Below are 16,314 nucleotides of genomic sequence, written 5' to 3' on the forward strand. Positions count from 1 at the left end.
ACCACCATCTAATCCTCGGGCTTTACGCGGGCCATCGCCAGCACGTCGAGGCGGCGGTCCAGCTCCTCTTCGGACAGCTTGTCGCCGATCAGCCCGCGATCGATCACCGTCTGGCGAATCGTCTTGCGCTCCTTGAGCGCTTGCTTGGCCACCGCGGCGGCCTCCTCGTAGCCGATCGCCGAGTTCAGTGGCGTCACGATAGACGGCGACGATTCGGCCAGTTGGCGCAGGCGCTCGACGTTGGCGGTCAGCCCGGTGATGCACCGCTCGGCGAACAGCTTTGACACGTTGGTCAGCAACTTGAACGACTCGAGGATGTTGCGAGCCATCATGGGGATGTAGACGTTGAGCTCGAAGGCGCCGTTGCCACCGCCCCACGCGATGGCGGCGTCGTTGCCGATCACCTGCGCGGCAACCTGCGTAACCGCCTCGGGCAGAACCGGATTCACCTTGCCCGGCATGATCGAGCTGCCCGGCTGCAGGTCCGGCAGCTGGATCTCGGCCAGCCCGGTCAGCGGTCCCGACCCCATCCAGCGGATGTCGTTGGCGATCTTGGTCAACGACACCGCGATGGTGCGCAGCGCGCCCGACGCCTCGACCAGCCCGTCGCGGGCCGCCTGGGCCTCGAAAGAGTTTGCCGCCGTGCGCAATTCGCTCAGGCCGGTGGACGCGATGAGCGCCTCGACCACCTTGGCGCCGAACCCGTCGGGGGCGTTGAGACCGGTGCCCACCGCGGTGCCGCCGATCGCCAGCTCACCCAGCCGCGGCAGCGTCGCGCGGACCCGCTCGATGCCGGCCTCGATCTGGCGGGCGTATCCGCTGAATTCCTGGCCGAGGGTCACCGGGACGGCGTCCATCAGGTGGGTGCGCCCGGACTTGACGACCGTGTGCCACTCGCGGGCCTTGCTCGCCAGCGCCTCGTGCAGCACCTCGAGCGCCGGGATCAGGTGCCGGACCGCGGCCTCGGTGGCCGCGATGTGGGTGGCGGTCGGGAACGTGTCGTTGGACGACTGCGACATGTTCACGTCGTCGTTGGGGTGCACCGTGACCCCGTTGGCGGCCGCGATCGACGCGATCACCTCGTTGGTGTTCATGTTCGAGCTTGTCCCCGAACCGGTTTGGAAGACGTCGATCGGGAACTGGTCGTCGTGGCGGCCGTCGGCGATCTCGGCCGCGGCGGCGATGATTGCGTCCGCCTTCTCCGGGGCCAGCAGCCCGAGGTCCCTGTTCACCTGCGCGCACGCGCCCTTGAGCAGGCCCAGCGCCCGAATCTGGGTGCGCTCCAGGCCGCGCCCCGAGATCGGAAAGTTCTCCACCGCGCGCTGAGTCTGCGCGCGCCACAGCGCTTTCGCGGGTACCCGGACCTCGCCCATGGTGTCGTGCTCGATGCGGTATTCGGCGCTTTCGGCCATGAATTCGGGTTCCTTCGATTGGGGCAGTTCGGGCCTGTTGGGGCGGCGTCAGGGCAGGGGATAGGCGGCAGAGCTGTCGCCGGTGAAGTCGATCGCGGAGTATTCGTTGAGCTTGGACAGCCGGTGGTAGGCCTCGATCAGCCGGACGGTGCCCGACTTCGAGCGCATCACGATCGACTGGGTGGTGCAGCCGCCCGGGTAGTACCGCACGGCCTTGAGCAGGTCGCCCTCGGTGACGCCGGTGGCGCAGAAGAAGACGTTGTCGCCGGACACCAGGTCCTCGGTCGTCAGCACCTTGTCCACGTCGTGGCCGGCGTCGATCGCCTTCTGCCGTTCCTCGTCGTCCTTGGGGGCCAGCTGCGCCTGGATCGCGCCGCCCATGCAGCGGATCGCGGCGGCGGCGATGATGCCCTCGGGGGTGCCGCCGATCCCGGCCAGCATGTCGGTGCCCGACTCCGGCCGGCACGCCGAGATCGCCCCGGCGACGTCGCCGTCGGTGATCAGCCGGATCCGCGCCCCGGTCGCCCGGACGTCCTCGATCAGTTGCGCGTGCCGGGGCCGGTCCAGGATGCACACCGTCATGTCGCGCACCGACAGCGCCTTGACCTTGGCCACCGCGCGGATGTTGTCCGCGATCGGCGCGGTGATGTCCAGCACGTGCGCGGCCTCGGGCCCCACCGCGATCTTGTTCATGTAGAACACCGCCGACGGGTCGAACATGGCGCCCCGGTCGGCCACGGCCAGCACCGAGATGGCGTTGGGCATGCCCTTGCTCATCAGCGTGGTGCCGTCGATGGGGTCGACGGCGAAGTCGCACTCCGGCCCGTCGCCGTTGCCGACCTCCTCGCCGTTGTAAAGCATCGGGGCGTGGTCCTTCTCGCCCTCGCCGATGACGACCACCCCGCGCATGGACACCGTGTTGACCAGCTCGCGCATCGCGTCGACGGCCGCGCCGTCGCCGCCCTCCTTGTCCCCGCGGCCCACCCAGCGGCCCGCGGCCATGGCGCCGGCTTCGGTGACCCGCACCAGCTCGAGGGCCAGGTTGCGGTCCGGTGCTTCACGACGGGAGGAGGCGGTCATGGTTGCTGATTGTCCCAGAGGGGGATCGACGCGCCGGAACGGGGTTTAGGAGCTAGCGGGCCCGGATGGCATCAAGCCCTCCAGGTACATCGTCGTCTCGGCGAGCCGGCGCACCGAGCCGATGGTGGCCTCGCACACCCCGGCCAGCACCCGCAGGTAGAAGCTCTGGCCCTCGGCGCGGGCCACCACCGCGCCGATGCGCGGATCCGCGATGGTCGCCACCGACCCGGTGGGCGAGCCCGTCGCGGACCAGCTGCGCGCGAGCTCGCTGGACGGGTCCGGGGGAGGGGCCGCGGGGGCCCGGACGTCGCGTTCGTGCCGCGCGGTTCGGCGGCGTCGGGACGGCACCGGATAATGAGGACCGTGACGACACCGCCAGAGCCGACGGCCGGGCCCGCTCCGAAGCCGGCCAAGCCCCGGTTGCTGCAGGACGGGCGCGACATGTTCTGGTCGCTCATCCCCCTGGTGGCCGGCTGCATCCTGCTGGCCGGGCTGGTCGGGATGTGCTCGTTTCAGCCGGTCGGGACCGAGAAGGGGGTGGCGCCCTCCTACGACGCGGCGGCGGCCCTGCGCGCGGACGCCCAGGCGCTGGGCTTCCCCATCCGGCAGCCGCGGTTGCCCGCCGGCTGGCAGCCCAACTCCGGCGGCCGCGGCGGCATCGAGAACGGCCGGACCGACCCGTCGACCGGGCAGCGCCTCCACGCGGCCACCTCCACCGTCGGCTACCTGAGCCCGACGGGCAGGTACCTGAGCCTGACCCAGAGCAACGCCGACGAGGACAAGCTGGTCGCCTCGATCCACAAATCGGCCTATCCGACCGGAACCGCGGACGTCGACGGCATCAACTGGGTCGTCTACCGCGGTTCCGCGCAGAGCGGCGCCTCGGGCGCCTCCGCCGAGCCGGTATGGACGACCCGGCTGTCCGGCCCCGCCGGAGCCACCCAAATCGCGATCACCGGTGCGGGCAGCACCGACCAGTTCCGTACGCTGGCGGCGGCGACGCAATCGCAGCCGCCCCTACCCGCAGGCTGAAGGGAAGGCACGTGACCGCACCCGAGGCAGACCTCTCCGGATGGTCGGTGGCGCCGTTCGCCGGTGACGGCTACACCCACGACGTCTACCGCAAGGGCAGCGGCCCGGGGGTGGTGTTGATCCCGGAGATCCCCGGCATCCATCCCGGCGTGCTGGCCCTGGGTAACCACCTGGTGGACAACGGCTTCACGGTGGCCATCCCGTCGCTGTTCGGCACCCCGGGCAGGGCGAAGACGGGCGGCTACATCCTGACGTCGATCGCACGGGCCTGCGTGGCAAGGGAATTCGCGGCGTTCGCCACCAACAAGCAGCGGCCGGTGTCGATGTTCTTGCGCGCGCTCGCGCGCGACCTCAACGCGTCGACGCCGGGCAGGGGCGTCGGCGTCATCGGCCAGTGCTTCACCGGGGGCTTCGCGCTGGCCGCCGCGGTCGACGACAGCGTGCTGGCGCCGGTGCTCAGCCAGCCGTCGGTGCCCCTGCCGTTGGGCCGTGCGCGACGCGTCGATCCGGGGCTGAGCGAGCCCGAGCTGGCCGCGGTGGCCGATCGCTGCGCCAACGACGGCCTGTGCGCGATGGGCCTGCGGTTCAGCGAGGACAACGTCGTGCCGCGCGAACGGTTCGCGGCGCTCAAGGAGCGCCTCGGCGACGCGTTCGAGGTGATCGAAATCGACTCGGGGCCGGGCAATGCGGGCGGTTTCGCCAAGGGCGCGCATTCCGTGCTCACCGACGAGGTCCGGGAGGTCGACGGACATCCCGCTTACGAGGCCCGCAAACGGGTAGTCGAATTCCTGGCCCAGCGTCTGAGTTAGGGAAGATCGACAGGCATGGCGACCGGCACGCGGGTGGTCGAAACCACCTTCGGTCCCGTCCGGGGCACCGATCACGGCGACATCGCGGTGTGGAAAGGGATTCCGTACGCCGCCCCGCCCGTCGGCGACCTGCGCTTCCGGGTGCCCGAGCCGCCGGAGCGGTGGACCGGGGTCGCCGACGCCACCTCCTTCGGGCCCGCCTGCCCGCAACCGACGTTTCCCAACATGCCGCTCGATCTGTGCGCGGCGCAGGACGAAGACTGCCTGCGACTGAACGTCTGGGCGCCGGCGAGCGCCGCGCCCGGTGACGGCAAACCGGTGATGGTGTGGCTGCACGGCGGCGCCTACGTGCTGGGATCCGCCAGCCAGGCGCTCTACGACGGCCGCCGGCTGGCCGGTGCCGGGGTGGTCGTGGTGACGGTCAACTACCGGCTCGGCGCGCTGGGCTTCCTCGACCTGTCGTCGTTGGGCACCGCGCGGCACCGCTTCGACTCCAATATCGGGTTGCACGACGTGCTGGCGGCACTGCGCTGGGTGCGCGACAACATCGCCGCGTTCGGCGGGGATCCCCGCAGGGTCACGGTGTTCGGTGAATCCGCCGGCGCCGGGATCGTCACCACGCTGCTGGCAGTCCCGGCGGCCGAGGGCCTGTTCGCCGGCGCGATCGCCCAAAGTGCGCCGGCCACATCGGTTTACGACAGGGACCGGGCCCGTCGCGTCGCCGCGAGCTTCCTGGACAAGCTGGCCATCGCCCCGTCGGACGCCGACCGGCTGGTCGGCGCGCCGATCGCCGCGCTCGTGAAAGCGACCCAGCAGGTCTTCGACGAGGTCCCCGTCAGCAACCCCGGCACGCTCGCGTTCGTGCCGATCGTCGACGGCGACCTGCTGCAGGACTACCCGGTGAAGGTCGCCCAGGCCGGCCGCTCCCACCCCGTACCGCTGATCATCGGCACCAACAGGCGCGAGGCGGCGCTGTTCCGGCTGATGCGCTCGCCGCTGATGCCGATCACCCCGCGCGCGATCACGTCGATGTTCACCCAGATCGCGGCCGAACAGCCCGACCTGCGACTGCCCACCCAGGAGCAGATCGTGTCGGCCTATTCCCGAATGGGCCGCAGGGCAAGGGTTTTGCGCATCGCGACCGACGTCGGGTTCCGGATGCCCTCGGTGTGGCTGTCCGAGGGCCACAGCAGGGTGGCCCCGGTCTACCTGTACCGGTTCGACTACGCGACCCCGATGCTCAAGGCGCTGCTGGTCGGACCCGCGCACGCCACCGAATTGCCCTACGTCTGGGGCAATCTCGGGGCGCCGGGGGACCCCACGCTGCGGCTCGGCGGCGCCCGCACCGCCAGGGCCGTCTCGAAGAGGGTGCGCACCAGGTGGACCAACTTCGCCACCGGCGGGGAACCCGTGGGCCTGGCCGGTGAGCCGGTCTGGACGCCCTACCGGAAATCCGATCGCGCCTGCCTGCTCATCGACAAGCGCGACACCGTCAGCGGCTACGTCGACGCGCACATCCGCGCCGCGTGGGGCGATGAGATGGTGAGCTTCCGTTAGCTAGCCCGCGCCGCTGACCGCCTGATTGGCCTCGGGGGCCTCGCTTTTCATCTGCTGGAACAAGTCCACGTAATACGACACGCACTCCGACATCGCCTTCTCGGTGGTGAACAAGGGCTCGTAGCCGAGGTCGCGCCGCGCCTTGTCGATCGAGAAGTAGTTGTCCAGATAGAGCCGCTCGACGGCCAGCGGCTCCAGCAGTGGCGCCGGGATCCCGAACCGGAAATGCATGCGCTGCCAACCCGTCATCGCCGCGCGAACCAGCGGGCCGTTGACCCGGACGCGCGGCCAGTTCTCGCCGCACGCCTCGATCACCGGGCGCGCGAACTCGAACATGTTGATCGGCTCGGCGTCGTTGATGAAGTACGCCTGGCCGGGCGCCGTCCCGCCGGGGACCAGGTGCTGGGCGGCCAGGATGAATCCATGTATCAGGTTGTGCACGTAGGAGTTATCCAGCCGGGCCGACTTGCGCCCGATCAGCACCTTGACGTGTCCGGCGATCACGCTTTCGAACAGCTTGCGGAACATCGTCTGGTCACCGCGGCCCCAGATCCCGCTGGGCCGGATCGCGCACGTCAGCATGTCGCCGACCCCGTTCTGCGCCAACACGAATCGCTCGGCGACCACCTTGGTCTCGGTGTAGAGATCGTTGAACCGGTCGGTGTAGGGCAGCGTCTCGTCGCCGCCGGCGATGTTCTGCCCGCCCATGACCACGCTGTTGGACGAGGTGTAGACGAACCGCTTCACCCCGGCCGCCTGCCCCGCGTGCACCAGGTTCTCGGTGCCGCCGACGTTGACGGCGAAGCTGCGCTGACGGTATTCGTCGGTCACCGACGCGCCGCCCATCAGCTCGATGATCGCGGCGGTGTGGAACACCGTGTCGATGCCGTCGACCGCCGCGGCGCAGACCGCCGCGTCGGTGATGTCGCCCTGGAGCACCTCGAGCTGGGGGTGTTCGGGCAGCGGCGAGGGGGCGCGGTCGAAGGAACGCACCCGGTGTCCGCGGTCGAGCAAGGTGGTCACCAGGTTGGCGCCGACGAACCCCGAGCCGCCGGTGACCAGGACGCGGCCGAGTTCGGTTGTCAGTGATGCATCACCCATCCGGGAAGCATAACTAAAACGTGTTCCAATTTTGAGAGCCAATTTCGGGTGCGTTTCGCTGTGCGGCTTGCGGTCAGCCCTCCTCGGGCTCTCCCGCCGCCAGCGCATCCTCCACCCGCTGACGGGCGCCAGCTAAGTGCTCCTCGCATCGTTTTGCGAGTTGTTCGCCCCTTTCCCACAGTTTCAGCGACGCATCCAGGTCCAGCCCGCCCTGCTCCAACGCCCGCACGACTTCGATCAGCTCGTCGCGGCAAGCTTCATAGCCGAGCTGACTAATGGGTGTAATCGAGGGGGCCTGTTCGTCGTCCCTAGCGGCCATCGGTCGGTCCCTCGCTCACCGCCGCCACGGCGCCGTCGGCCACCCGCACCCGCAGCCGGGTGCCCGCCGGGGCGTCGCCGACGGAGCGCAACACCGCCGGGTTTCCGGCGTCGGGAATCGCCTGCACCACGGCGTAGCCGCGGGCCAGGGTGGCCGCGGGGCCCAGCGTGGCCAGCCGCGCGCCCAGGTGGCCGACGCGGTCGGTCTCCGCGGCGACCAGGCGCCGGATGTCGCGGCGCACCGCCGAGCGCGCGCGGTGGATTTCGTCGGCGCGCGCGGACAGCGCCGCCAGCGGTTCGGCCAGCACGGGTCGGCTGCGCAGCTGGGCCAGGTGGCGCTGCTCGCGGGACACCCAGCTGCGCAGCGCGTGGGCGCCGCGCCGGCGCAGGTCGACGATCAGCCGCTGCTCGGCGGCCGCGTCGGGCACGAGCTTCTTGGCGGCGTCGGTGGGCGTCGCGGCGCGCAGGTCGGCGACCAGGTCGCACAGCGGGTTGTCGGGTTCGTGGCCGACCGCGCTGACCACCGGCGTGCGGCACGCCGCGATCGCGCGGCACAGGGTCTCGTCGGAGAACGGCAGCAGGTCTTCGACGGTGCCGCCGCCGCGGGCCACCACGATCACGTCGACCTCGCTGTCGCGGTCGAGCGCGCGCAGCGCCTCGACGATCTGCGCGACCGCGTTCGGCCCCTGCACCGCGGTGTTGCGCACGGCGAAACGCACCCCGGGCCAGCGCGCGCCCGCCACCGTCGTCACGTCGCGCTCGGCGGCGCTCGCCCGGCCGGTGATCAGCCCGATCGTTTTGGGCAGGAAGGGGATTGGGCGCTTGAGTCGCGGGTCGAACAGCCCCTCGGCATCCAGTAGTCGGCGCAGCCGGTCGATGCGTGCCAGCAGCTCACCGACGCCGACCGCGCGAATCTCGCTGAGCCGCAACGAGAATGTGCCCCGGCCGGTGTAGAACGTCGGCTTGCCGCACACCACGACCTGGGTGCCTTCGGCGAGTTTCACCGGCGCGTTGGCCACCAGGTCGCGCGAGCACGTCACGGTCAGCGACATGTCGGCGGCCGGGTCGCGCAGCACCATGAACACGGTCTTGGCGTCGGGGCGCATCGTGATTTGCGCGAGCTGCCCCTCGACCCAGACGGTGCCCAGCCTGTCGATCCAGCCCGCGACGCGGATCGCCACCGCGCGCACCGGAAACGGGTTCTCGGCGGAGTTCGGTTCGGGATCGGCCGCTGGGGTCACTTCGCGTTCGCGCGGGTGATCCTGTTGGCGAGCAGCGTCTGGAACGGCGCGCGGGCCTTGGTGGCCTGCTCGTAGGCCAGCAGCTCCTCGAGCTCGTCGACGCTCAGCGACTGCAGCCGGGCCCGCAGCTGGGCCAGCGTCAGCGTGGCGTAGTCGAGTTCGGCCACGATCGCCGGTTGGGGCACCTTCTCGCCGGCGGACTTCTTCGACTGCTTGGCGGGCTTGGCCAGCGCGCCGGCGTCCTCGTGTGCGTCGGCGACCGAGTACAGCGCGAACCGCCCCTCCGCCCGGCGGTCGCCGTCGGCACCGTCGGGTAGCGCGGCACCGTTCGCCCCGTCGTCGATGGCCAGGTCCTCGTCGAAGGTGGCCCACTCCGGTTTTTCGTCCTTGGGCGGAAAAATCGACTCCAGCGTGCTGTCGCCCTTGATCACCAACTCGGCCAGGCTCTGCTGAAAACGCATCACCACGTGCGCCGCCTGGCTGGCCAGGGTCATCGGGTACATCAGGATGGTCTTCGGCAGTTTGATCGTCTCCTCGACAGCGACTGTCGCCGCGCCGACCAGCAGCCGAACTCCATACGGTGCAGAGGCCATGGGTCCAAGACTGCCTCAACCGGCGGCTAACTCCAAGCCGGCCCGCGCGAGTTGGCGGCGCCGGCCGGGCGGAACGTACCCTGAGTGTCATGCCGCCGACTGTCGACATGGGAATTCCCGGCGCATCAAGATCAGTAGCCGCCGACCCGGCCCGCAAGCGCGTGCTTTTGGCCGAGCCGCGTGGCTACTGCGCGGGTGTGGACCGGGCCGTCGAAACGGTGGAGCGCGCCCTGGAAAAGCACGGCGCCCCCGTCTACGTGCGACACGAGATCGTGCACAACCGCCACGTGGTCGACACCCTGGAACGGGCCGGCGCGGTGTTCGTCCAGGAGACCGACGAGGTCCCCGAGGGGGCCATCGTGGTGTTTTCCGCGCACGGCGTCGCACCGTCGGTGCACGCCGCGGCCGCCGAGCGCAACCTGCACACCATCGACGCCACCTGCCCGTTGGTGACCAAGGTGCACAACGAGGCAAGGCGGTTCGCCCGCAACGACTACGACATCCTGCTCATCGGCCACGAGGGCCACGAGGAGGTCATCGGCACCGCCGGGGAGGCGCCCGAGCACGTGCAGCTGGTCGACGGCGTCGCCGCCGTGGACCACGTGCGGGTCCGCGACGAGGACAAGGTGGTCTGGCTGTCACAGACCACGCTGTCGGTCGACGAGACGATGGAGATCGTCGAGCGGCTGCGGCAACGCTTCCCCAAGCTGCAGGACCCGCCCAGCGACGACATCTGTTATGCGACGCAGAACCGGCAGGTCGCGGTCAAGGCGATGGCGCCCGAGTGCGAGCTGGTCATCGTGGTCGGCTCGCGCAACTCGTCGAACTCGATGCGGTTGGTCGAGGTGGCGCTCGGCGGCGGCGCCGCGACCGCCCACCTGGTCGACTGGGCCGACGACATCGACCCGGCGTGGCTCGAGGGCGTCACGACGGTGGGCGTCACCTCGGGCGCGTCGGTCCCCGAGGTCCTGGTGCGCGGCGTGCTCGAGCGGCTCGCCGAATGCGGGTTCGACGTGGTGCAGCCGGTGACGACGGCCCAGGAGACGCTGGTGTTCGCGCTGCCCCGAGAGATCCGGTCGGCGCTCTAGGTGCCCTCGCGAGCAGACGGAGAATCGCACGAAAATCGTGCCAGCAGTGCGATTCTGTGTCTTCTCGCCCCGTTAGCCCTCGTACTCCCAGGACTCGGCCGGGAAACCGCGCGGCGCCCGGGAACGGCCCCGGGGCTCGTCGCGCGGACCCGACCCGCGGTAGCGCACCTGGGAGATCGGGTGGTGCGTCGTGCCGGAGCCGTTCGCGCTGGGCGCGGGGCGGCGCCGCCGGGGCTCGTACGGAGCGTCATAGGGCCTGTCGTAGGGCCTGTCGTAGGGCCGGTCATACGGCCGTTCAAAGGGCCTTTCTAACTGGTCGTAGCTATCGAAGCGGCCGGTGCGCGGCGGCGGCCCGTCGTAGGGCCGGTCGTACGGATTGCGGCGGGTGCGAGGCTCGCGCCGGGTTTCGCGCGACCGCTGGCGAGGGTCGGGATCGCCCTGCGCCCTGGGGCGGCGGCGGGGCCTGGGAGCGTCGGCGGGGTCGGCGTCGCGGGCTCGGCGGCGCGGCGCACCGTCGTCGTCCAGCGGCGGGCGCGCGCGGCGGGCATGCGTCCGGCTGGTGCCCGCGGTGGACCTGCCGCCACGGGCACGTTCGGTCCGGGAACCGGACTTCCGGGAACGCTCGGTCGGGCGCGTCCGCTTCGTGCCGGCCGAGGGGCCCCCGTCGGCGTCGTCCTCGGGCGACGAAAAGCCCAGCAGCGCACTCAGTTTCGCCGCGACGCCACCGACGAACGACCGCGCACCCGTCGTCGCGCCGTCTTCGCCGGCGTCGGTGGCGGCCGCCGCGCGGGATGACGCCCCGAAGTACCAGCGCACCAGGCCGAGCAGCAGCACGCCGCCGGCGGTGCCCAGCATCAGCGGGAAGCGCTCGATGAGCGGATAGCCGCAGTTGATCAGGAGGTCCTTGAGGTTGCCGATCTTGCGGCCGTGGAACATCCAGTAGGCGCCCGGCACGGCGGCGAACAGGATCAGCGGGGGCTGGATGATCGCGGTGAAGACGCCGTCCTGGCGCACCGCCAGCACCGCGGCCACGCAGCCGGCTATGTAGAAGCCCGCGAAGACGTGGGTGAGCTCCTTGTGGCCGGCGTCGATCCCGTAGCCGACCGCGGTCGCGGTCACGGCCAAAAGCAGGGCTGCGTACCACGGCACGCCCGGGATGTTGGGGTGGATCGAGCGGTGGCCGGCCTCGACCGCCGATCTTGCCCGCTCTGCTGACACATGTAGACCGTACCGGGAATGCGGCCAAACGCCGGTAAAGACCTCGTAGAGGCCGCGGGCGTGCCTCGCCCGCGGCGAGCTCTAGACTTGGGTCCCCGTGAGCCTGAGCCTGGGAATCGTGGGCCTGCCGAACGTCGGCAAGTCGACGCTGTTCAACGCGCTGACCCGGAACAACGTGGTGGCGGCCAACTACCCGTTCGCGACGATCGAGCCGAACGAGGGCGTGGTTTCGCTGCCCGACCCGCGGCTGGACAAGCTCGCCGAGCTTTTCGGATCCGAGCGCATCGTGCCCGCGCCGGTCACGTTCGTCGACATCGCCGGCCTGGTCAAGGGGGCGTCCGAGGGAGCCGGGCTGGGCAACAAGTTCTTGGCCCACATCCGCGAATGCGACGCCATCTGCCAGGTGGTGCGGGTGTTCTCCGACGACGACGTGACGCATGTCGCCGGGCAGGTGGACCCCAAGTCCGACATCGAGGTCGTCGAGACCGAGCTGATCCTGGCCGACCTGCAGACCCTCGAACGCGCATTGCCGCGGCTGGAGAAGGAGGCGCGGACCAACAAGGAGCGCCGCCCGGCGTTCGAGGCCGCGTCGGCCGCGCGGGAAACCCTGGACGGCGGGACGACGCTGTTCGCCGCGGGGGTGGACGCTTCATTGTTGAAGGAGCTCAATCTCCTTACCACCAAACCGTTTCTGTACGTCTTCAACGCCGACGAGGCGGTGCTCACCGATGCGGCGCGCGTCGCCGAGCTGCGCCAGCTCGTGGCGCCCGCCGACGCGGTGTTTTTGGACGCGGCCATCGAATCCGAGTTGGTCGAGCTCGACGACGAGTCGGCCGCCGAGCTGCTGGAGTCGATCGGGCAGACCGAGCGCGGCCTCGACGCGCTGGCCCGCGCGGGCTTTCACACGCTCAAGCTGCAGACCTTCCTGACCGCGGGCCCCAAGGAGGCGCGGGCGTGGGTGATTCACCAGGGCGACACCGCGCCCAAGGCCGCCGGGGTGATCCACAGCGACTTCGAGAAGGGCTTCATCAAGGCCGAGGTCGTGTCCTACGACGACCTGATCGCCGCCGGGTCCATGGCGGCGGCCAAGGCGGCCGGCAAGGTCCGCATGGAGGGCAAGGACTACGTCATGGCCGATGACGACGTGGTGGAGTTCCGGTTCAACGTGTAGACATCTGGTCAGCGGTCAAAGACGTCGATCCTTGAGTTGGTGCTGACATGAGCAAGGTTCCGAGCCGTCAGGCTCGTTTGGCGCACGCGTCCAAACACGCCGAGCTGTGGAATCAGGGCAGGAAGGACGAGTGGGTGGCGTCCTGGCGCACCATCTGCCCCGGTGAGGTCCGCATGTTCGACCCGGTGGGCACCGAGGAGAAGCACGGCTTCGCCGCCGCCACTTCGGAGGCTTTCGACATGTTCCAATCGATCCTGAAGATCAAGATGATCACGGTGCAGGTCAACGGGAACGAGATGGCGTGGGTGTGCGAAAACCGCTTCGGCACCGAGCCGAACGTGCAAATGGCATACAGCATCGAAACGTTCGCTTGGGACGACGACGGCAACCTGCTCATCAAGACGTACTATCCGATGCCGGAATCGGTTGGGGCCGAGGCGGACCCGTACGCCCATCTCCTGGAGGGGCAGCGGTAACCCGGGCTGACGGTGGGGGTTCCGCTTCAACGTGTACGAGCTGTCCGGCGAGTGCGGTCGTTGGCATCGGGCCATGGGTGACCCAGCGGCTTACCGGTGTTCATCGATCAGTTTGGCCACTGCCTCCTGGGCATCGCCGGTGGTTAGCGGAGGTGTGGCGAACATTTCGGCGAGCATCATCGCCACCGGTGTGGTCCACAGCAGCATGCCCAACGCGACGGCGTGCTCACTGTCGGTCCCGGTATTCAGACGGGCGATCAGCGCCGCCAGGGCCGCCCCGAGACGTTCCATGTGATGCCCGCCAAGGCCGCCACGCAGGTCCTTGGTTGCGATGAGGATCTCCAACCCTGCCATCGCCTTTGGATTGGCGAACGCCTCCCACGTCGCCCGCACCAAGTCTTCGGTGTCCATCACCCGTTCCGGGTCGGCCAACGCCTCAAGCGATGCGACGAGGCGTTCCAAGGCATCTTCTATGACCGCGGTCAGCAGACCGTCCCGATCCCCGAAGTGATGTTGAATGACGCCCCAACTCATTCCGGCGCGCTCGATGATGTGCCGCGCGCTGGCCGCCGAGAAGCCCTCCTCGCGAATGCACCGAACCGTCTCGTCGATCAGCAGTTCTCGGGTCCGGTCCCCCCGCTGCTGTCGACCGGTGACCGGGCGGCGGGGAGCGGTGCGTCTGCCCGCGGTCACCGCCGCATTCCGCCCTGCTGACCGCGTTGCCTCATCGAATCGAGCTTAAGACACCGCTCGAAGTTCCCCGTTCGTCTCCGCGTGGGCGCTGACCTGCGCGTGGCGGGAGCGCGCCCCTTGCTACCAAAACATGGCGTATGCCATGCTTTGGCGTGCAGCCAACCAGCCCCGCCGAAAGCCGAAGCCATGACTGAGACGATTAGTGCCGACAACGAGCAAGCTTCACCGGGCAAGGGCGGACTCTCGTCACTGCAAAAGTCGCTCTTCGGCGTCCTGGCGTTCTTCTTCGTCATCCACGTCGTGTTCTGGTATCTCGAATTTCACGCCGGGGTCTCCCACGTCGTCGCGTCCACCACGCTGGTCGCCTTCGTCGTGGGTTGTTTCTTGACCGCGCTCGCGCTGCCGTGGTTGCCGCTTCCCGGACAGCGTGACCGCACCAGGGCGGAACGGCTCAGCGCGATGATCATCGTCTGGGTCTTCATCGCCCTGATCCCACGATTCATCTGGGAATTGCCGTGGCTCTTGTTTTTCGACCAGATCAGGGACGGTGTGCGGCACGGTGCGCTCTGGACGTACATGTGGGCGCCCATCCTGCTCGGCGGCGACGCCCGATACCTCAACGGTGACCCGCTCATCGTCGTTCTCGAGTGGATCGCCTTCTTCGTCGGACTTTTCGAGGCGTATGCGATGGTGCAGTTCTTCCGCAACGGCAAGCGGTTCACGAGCACCCAACTGTCCTTCATCATGGGCGGGATGATCGTGGAGGTCACGCTGCCCGCGGTCTACTTCGGGGTAGAGATCGCGAACAACCTGCAAAGCATGACCAGTCCGGTCGAGATGTGGGTCAAGTTCGTGGTCCTGAACCTCTTGTGGTGCACCATGCCCTTCGTCACCTACTTCTGGGGCGTTCGCAGGCTCGCCCGCCAGGACCTGGCGGTGAAGTTCTAGGTACGGGCCGCAATCACTACTTGCCTGGATTGCGGTCCCGGGAAATCCTTGACAGATGGCGACGGTCAAGCGCTGGGTTCGGTGGCCCACGAGGGCGTTGGTGAGTGGCGGGCTGATCGTGTCCGCCTTCGCGCCGCCCGTCATCCCTTCCGCCCAAGCCGCCCACTGGTGCCCGGGCCAGCAGTGGGATCCGGCGTGGGGCACCAACTACAGCTGGGACTGGAATCAGTGCCACGACTGGCAGCCGTCGGCCGCGCCGGGCGCCCTGGCGGGCTGGGGACCCTGGGGACCCCCGCCGCCGTGGGCCCCGCCGGCGCCGCCTCCGCCGTCGTGGGCGCCTCAGGCTCACCTGATGTGGAACCCGACGACGGGTGTTTGGGGATTCTTCAACAACGGGATCTGGACCCCGGTCTGAGCAGCGTCGCGGTTTGACCCTCCGGTCTTGTCGGAGGCGGTGCCTAGCATGCCCAGTGCAAAGCAGCGCACACGCCAGCCGGGAGGTTTCATGAAGTTCGTTTCGACCCGCATCATCACCGCCGACGTCGGCCGGCTCGTCGCTTTCTACGAGGCGGTCACGGGGGTGTCCGCGGTATGGGGCAACGAGCTTTTCGCCGAGATCCCGACTCCCGTGGGCACACTGGCCATCGGAAGCGACAAAACCGTGCCGCTGTTCGGAATCGGGTCCGCCGAGCCGGACTCCAACCGCAGCGCGATCGTGGAATTCCTCGTCGAGGATGTGGACGCGGAATTCGAGCGGCTCCGCGCCAGCCTGGCCGAGATCGTGACGGAGCCGACGACCATGCCGTGGGGCAACCGCGCGTTGCTGTTCCGCGATCCCGACGGAAACCTCGTCAACCTGTTCACCCCGGTCAGCGAGGCGGCCCGCGCGAAGTTCGGAGTCTGACCGCCGACCAAGGGGGTCGCCGGACACTCGCCCGCCGACATTCCGGCTCGGCGGCATTTGCATAACGAATTTGCTGTAAGTGTGGTGTGCGTCATTGCCTAATTGGTGCATGAGCCGCGCCACATATTTTGGTTGTCAATAAAGTTATTGCTAGCCTGCCTGGCCATGGTTGTTTTAGCGACGTTGGTAACTCTGATCAATCAGGTTTCCGGGACGCCTTATATCGCGGGCGGAGATTCTCCTGCGGGCACCGATTGCTCCGGGCTGGCCTCGTGGGTCGCCAATGCGGCGACCGACCGGCCGATTTACGGCAACAGGTTCAACACCGGCAACGAGGAAGCCGCGCTGTTGGCGCGGGGCTTCCAATACGGGACCGCGCCCAACGCGTTGGTGATCGGCTGGAACGGTGGGCACACGGCGGTCACCCTGCCGGACGGCACCTCGGTGTCCAGCGGCGAGCGCGGCGGCGTGCACATCGGTGGACCCGGCGCCTACCAGGCCGGATTCACTCACCACATGTTCCTGCCGATGCCGCCCGAAGGCGACGTCGGCCTTCCTCCGCCACCCGCCGCCCCGCCGCCACCGCCCGGCGCGCCCCCGCCGCCGGACGCACCACCGCCGCCGCCGGCCGTTTTGGTCGACGCCCCGGCCCCCGCGCCGCCGGACGCCCCGC

19 protein-coding genes are annotated in these 16,314 nt (G+C 69.2%); 10 read left to right on the forward strand and 9 right to left on the reverse strand.

Annotated elements, in window-relative coordinates:
* Positions 1–8: 8 nt before the first annotated feature.
* Genes BST11_RS22395 through BST11_RS22405 form a run of 3 tightly spaced genes read right to left on the reverse strand, consistent with a single transcriptional unit; the run spans position 9 to position 2,840 of the window.
* Positions 9–1,412: a class II fumarate hydratase gene (locus tag BST11_RS22395; protein WP_083140259.1), complete on the reverse strand. Its 1,404-nt coding sequence runs from the start codon at positions 1,410–1,412 to the stop codon at positions 9–11.
* A 48-nt stretch (positions 1,413–1,460) separates the two neighbouring features.
* Positions 1,461–2,492, reverse strand: coding sequence for a class II fructose-bisphosphatase (gene glpX / locus BST11_RS22400; protein ID WP_083140261.1), 1,032 nt, complete (start codon positions 2,490–2,492; stop codon positions 1,461–1,463).
* A 45-nt stretch (positions 2,493–2,537) separates the two neighbouring features.
* Entirely contained in the window at positions 2,538–2,840 is a 303-nt protein-coding gene (locus tag BST11_RS22405; RefSeq protein WP_083140263.1) for a hypothetical protein, read from the reverse strand.
* Between the two features lie 6 nt (positions 2,841–2,846).
* Between BST11_RS22405 and BST11_RS22410 the strand changes: the two genes are divergently transcribed.
* The 3 genes from BST11_RS22410 to BST11_RS22420 are packed head-to-tail and all read left to right on the forward strand — an operon-like array spanning position 2,847 to position 5,890.
* Entirely contained in the window at positions 2,847–3,524 is a 678-nt protein-coding gene (locus tag BST11_RS22410) for a DUF4245 domain-containing protein (RefSeq protein ID WP_083140265.1), read from the forward strand.
* 11 nt (positions 3,525–3,535) lie between these two features.
* A complete protein-coding gene (locus tag BST11_RS22415) occupies positions 3,536–4,333 on the forward strand; it encodes a dienelactone hydrolase family protein (protein ID WP_083140267.1) in 798 nt (265 codons plus the stop codon).
* A gap of 15 nt (positions 4,334–4,348) precedes the next feature.
* Positions 4,349–5,890, forward strand: coding sequence for a carboxylesterase/lipase family protein (locus BST11_RS22420; RefSeq protein WP_083140268.1), 1,542 nt, complete (start codon positions 4,349–4,351; stop codon positions 5,888–5,890).
* Here BST11_RS22420 and BST11_RS22425 read toward each other — a convergent pair whose 3' ends face one another.
* The 4 genes from BST11_RS22425 to BST11_RS22440 form a co-directional block, all read right to left on the reverse strand.
* The gene (locus BST11_RS22425; RefSeq protein ID WP_083140269.1) at positions 5,891–6,991 is read right to left on the reverse strand and encodes a 3-beta-hydroxysteroid dehydrogenase; all 1,101 of its coding nucleotides are present in this window, start codon (positions 6,989–6,991) and stop codon (positions 5,891–5,893) included.
* A gap of 73 nt (positions 6,992–7,064) precedes the next feature.
* Complete coding sequence (locus BST11_RS22430) at positions 7,065–7,310, reverse strand: exodeoxyribonuclease VII small subunit (RefSeq protein WP_067321363.1); 246 nt, start codon at positions 7,308–7,310, stop codon at positions 7,065–7,067.
* Positions 7,300–8,550 (reverse strand): exodeoxyribonuclease VII large subunit, encoded by a 1,251-nt coding sequence (gene xseA, locus BST11_RS22435; RefSeq protein WP_083140270.1) that lies wholly within the window; start codon positions 8,548–8,550, stop codon positions 7,300–7,302. The genes BST11_RS22430 and xseA overlap by 11 nt, the downstream gene beginning before the upstream one ends.
* Positions 8,547–9,143 carry a lipid droplet-associated protein gene (locus BST11_RS22440; RefSeq protein WP_083140272.1) on the reverse strand — a complete coding sequence of 199 codons (597 nt, stop codon included), beginning with the start codon at positions 9,141–9,143 and terminating at the stop codon, positions 8,547–8,549. Before BST11_RS22440 ends, xseA begins: the two co-directional genes overlap by 4 nt.
* 89 nt (positions 9,144–9,232) lie before the next feature.
* Here BST11_RS22440 and BST11_RS22445 point away from each other — a divergent pair, with 89 nt between their 5' ends.
* Positions 9,233–10,231, forward strand: a complete 999-nt coding sequence (locus tag BST11_RS22445; protein ID WP_083140274.1) for a 4-hydroxy-3-methylbut-2-enyl diphosphate reductase — start codon at positions 9,233–9,235, stop codon at positions 10,229–10,231.
* A gap of 72 nt (positions 10,232–10,303) precedes the next feature.
* Here BST11_RS22445 and BST11_RS22450 read toward each other — a convergent pair whose 3' ends face one another.
* Positions 10,304–11,449 carry a DUF6542 domain-containing protein gene (locus tag BST11_RS22450; RefSeq protein ID WP_142276498.1) on the reverse strand — a complete coding sequence of 382 codons (1,146 nt, stop codon included), beginning with the start codon at positions 11,447–11,449 and terminating at the stop codon, positions 10,304–10,306.
* Between the two features lie 97 nt (positions 11,450–11,546).
* On the opposite strand from BST11_RS22450, the gene ychF reads away from it, so the two are divergent.
* Complete coding sequence (gene ychF / locus BST11_RS22455; protein ID WP_083140276.1) at positions 11,547–12,620, forward strand: redox-regulated ATPase YchF; 1,074 nt, start codon at positions 11,547–11,549, stop codon at positions 12,618–12,620.
* Positions 12,621–12,667: 47 nt separating this feature from the next.
* The gene (locus BST11_RS22460) at positions 12,668–13,096 is read left to right on the forward strand and encodes a hypothetical protein (RefSeq protein ID WP_083140278.1); all 429 of its coding nucleotides are present in this window, start codon (positions 12,668–12,670) and stop codon (positions 13,094–13,096) included.
* Between the two features lie 90 nt (positions 13,097–13,186).
* On the opposite strand, the gene BST11_RS22465 is transcribed toward BST11_RS22460, so the two are convergent.
* Positions 13,187–13,789 (reverse strand): TetR/AcrR family transcriptional regulator, encoded by a 603-nt coding sequence (locus tag BST11_RS22465; RefSeq protein WP_083140280.1) that lies wholly within the window; start codon positions 13,787–13,789, stop codon positions 13,187–13,189.
* A 186-nt stretch (positions 13,790–13,975) separates the two neighbouring features.
* Here BST11_RS22465 and BST11_RS22470 point away from each other — a divergent pair, with 186 nt between their 5' ends.
* From BST11_RS22470 to BST11_RS22485, 4 genes are all read left to right on the forward strand, one after another.
* The gene (locus BST11_RS22470; protein ID WP_083140282.1) at positions 13,976–14,737 is read left to right on the forward strand and encodes a hypothetical protein; all 762 of its coding nucleotides are present in this window, start codon (positions 13,976–13,978) and stop codon (positions 14,735–14,737) included.
* Positions 14,738–14,792: 55 nt separating this feature from the next.
* Positions 14,793–15,152 carry an Mtp family mycobacterial-type pilin gene (locus BST11_RS22475; protein WP_083140284.1) on the forward strand — a complete coding sequence of 120 codons (360 nt, stop codon included), beginning with the start codon at positions 14,793–14,795 and terminating at the stop codon, positions 15,150–15,152.
* Between the two features lie 90 nt (positions 15,153–15,242).
* On the forward strand, positions 15,243–15,641 hold the full coding sequence (locus BST11_RS22480; protein WP_083140290.1) for a VOC family protein: 399 nt from the start codon (positions 15,243–15,245) through the stop codon (positions 15,639–15,641).
* A gap of 165 nt (positions 15,642–15,806) precedes the next feature.
* A partial coding sequence (locus BST11_RS22485) for a C40 family peptidase (RefSeq protein WP_083140291.1) occupies positions 15,807–16,314 on the forward strand: 508 nt, incomplete at its 3' end.

The organism is Mycobacterium alsense (assembly GCF_002086635.1).
Taxonomy (GTDB): domain Bacteria; phylum Actinomycetota; class Actinomycetes; order Mycobacteriales; family Mycobacteriaceae; genus Mycobacterium; species Mycobacterium alsense.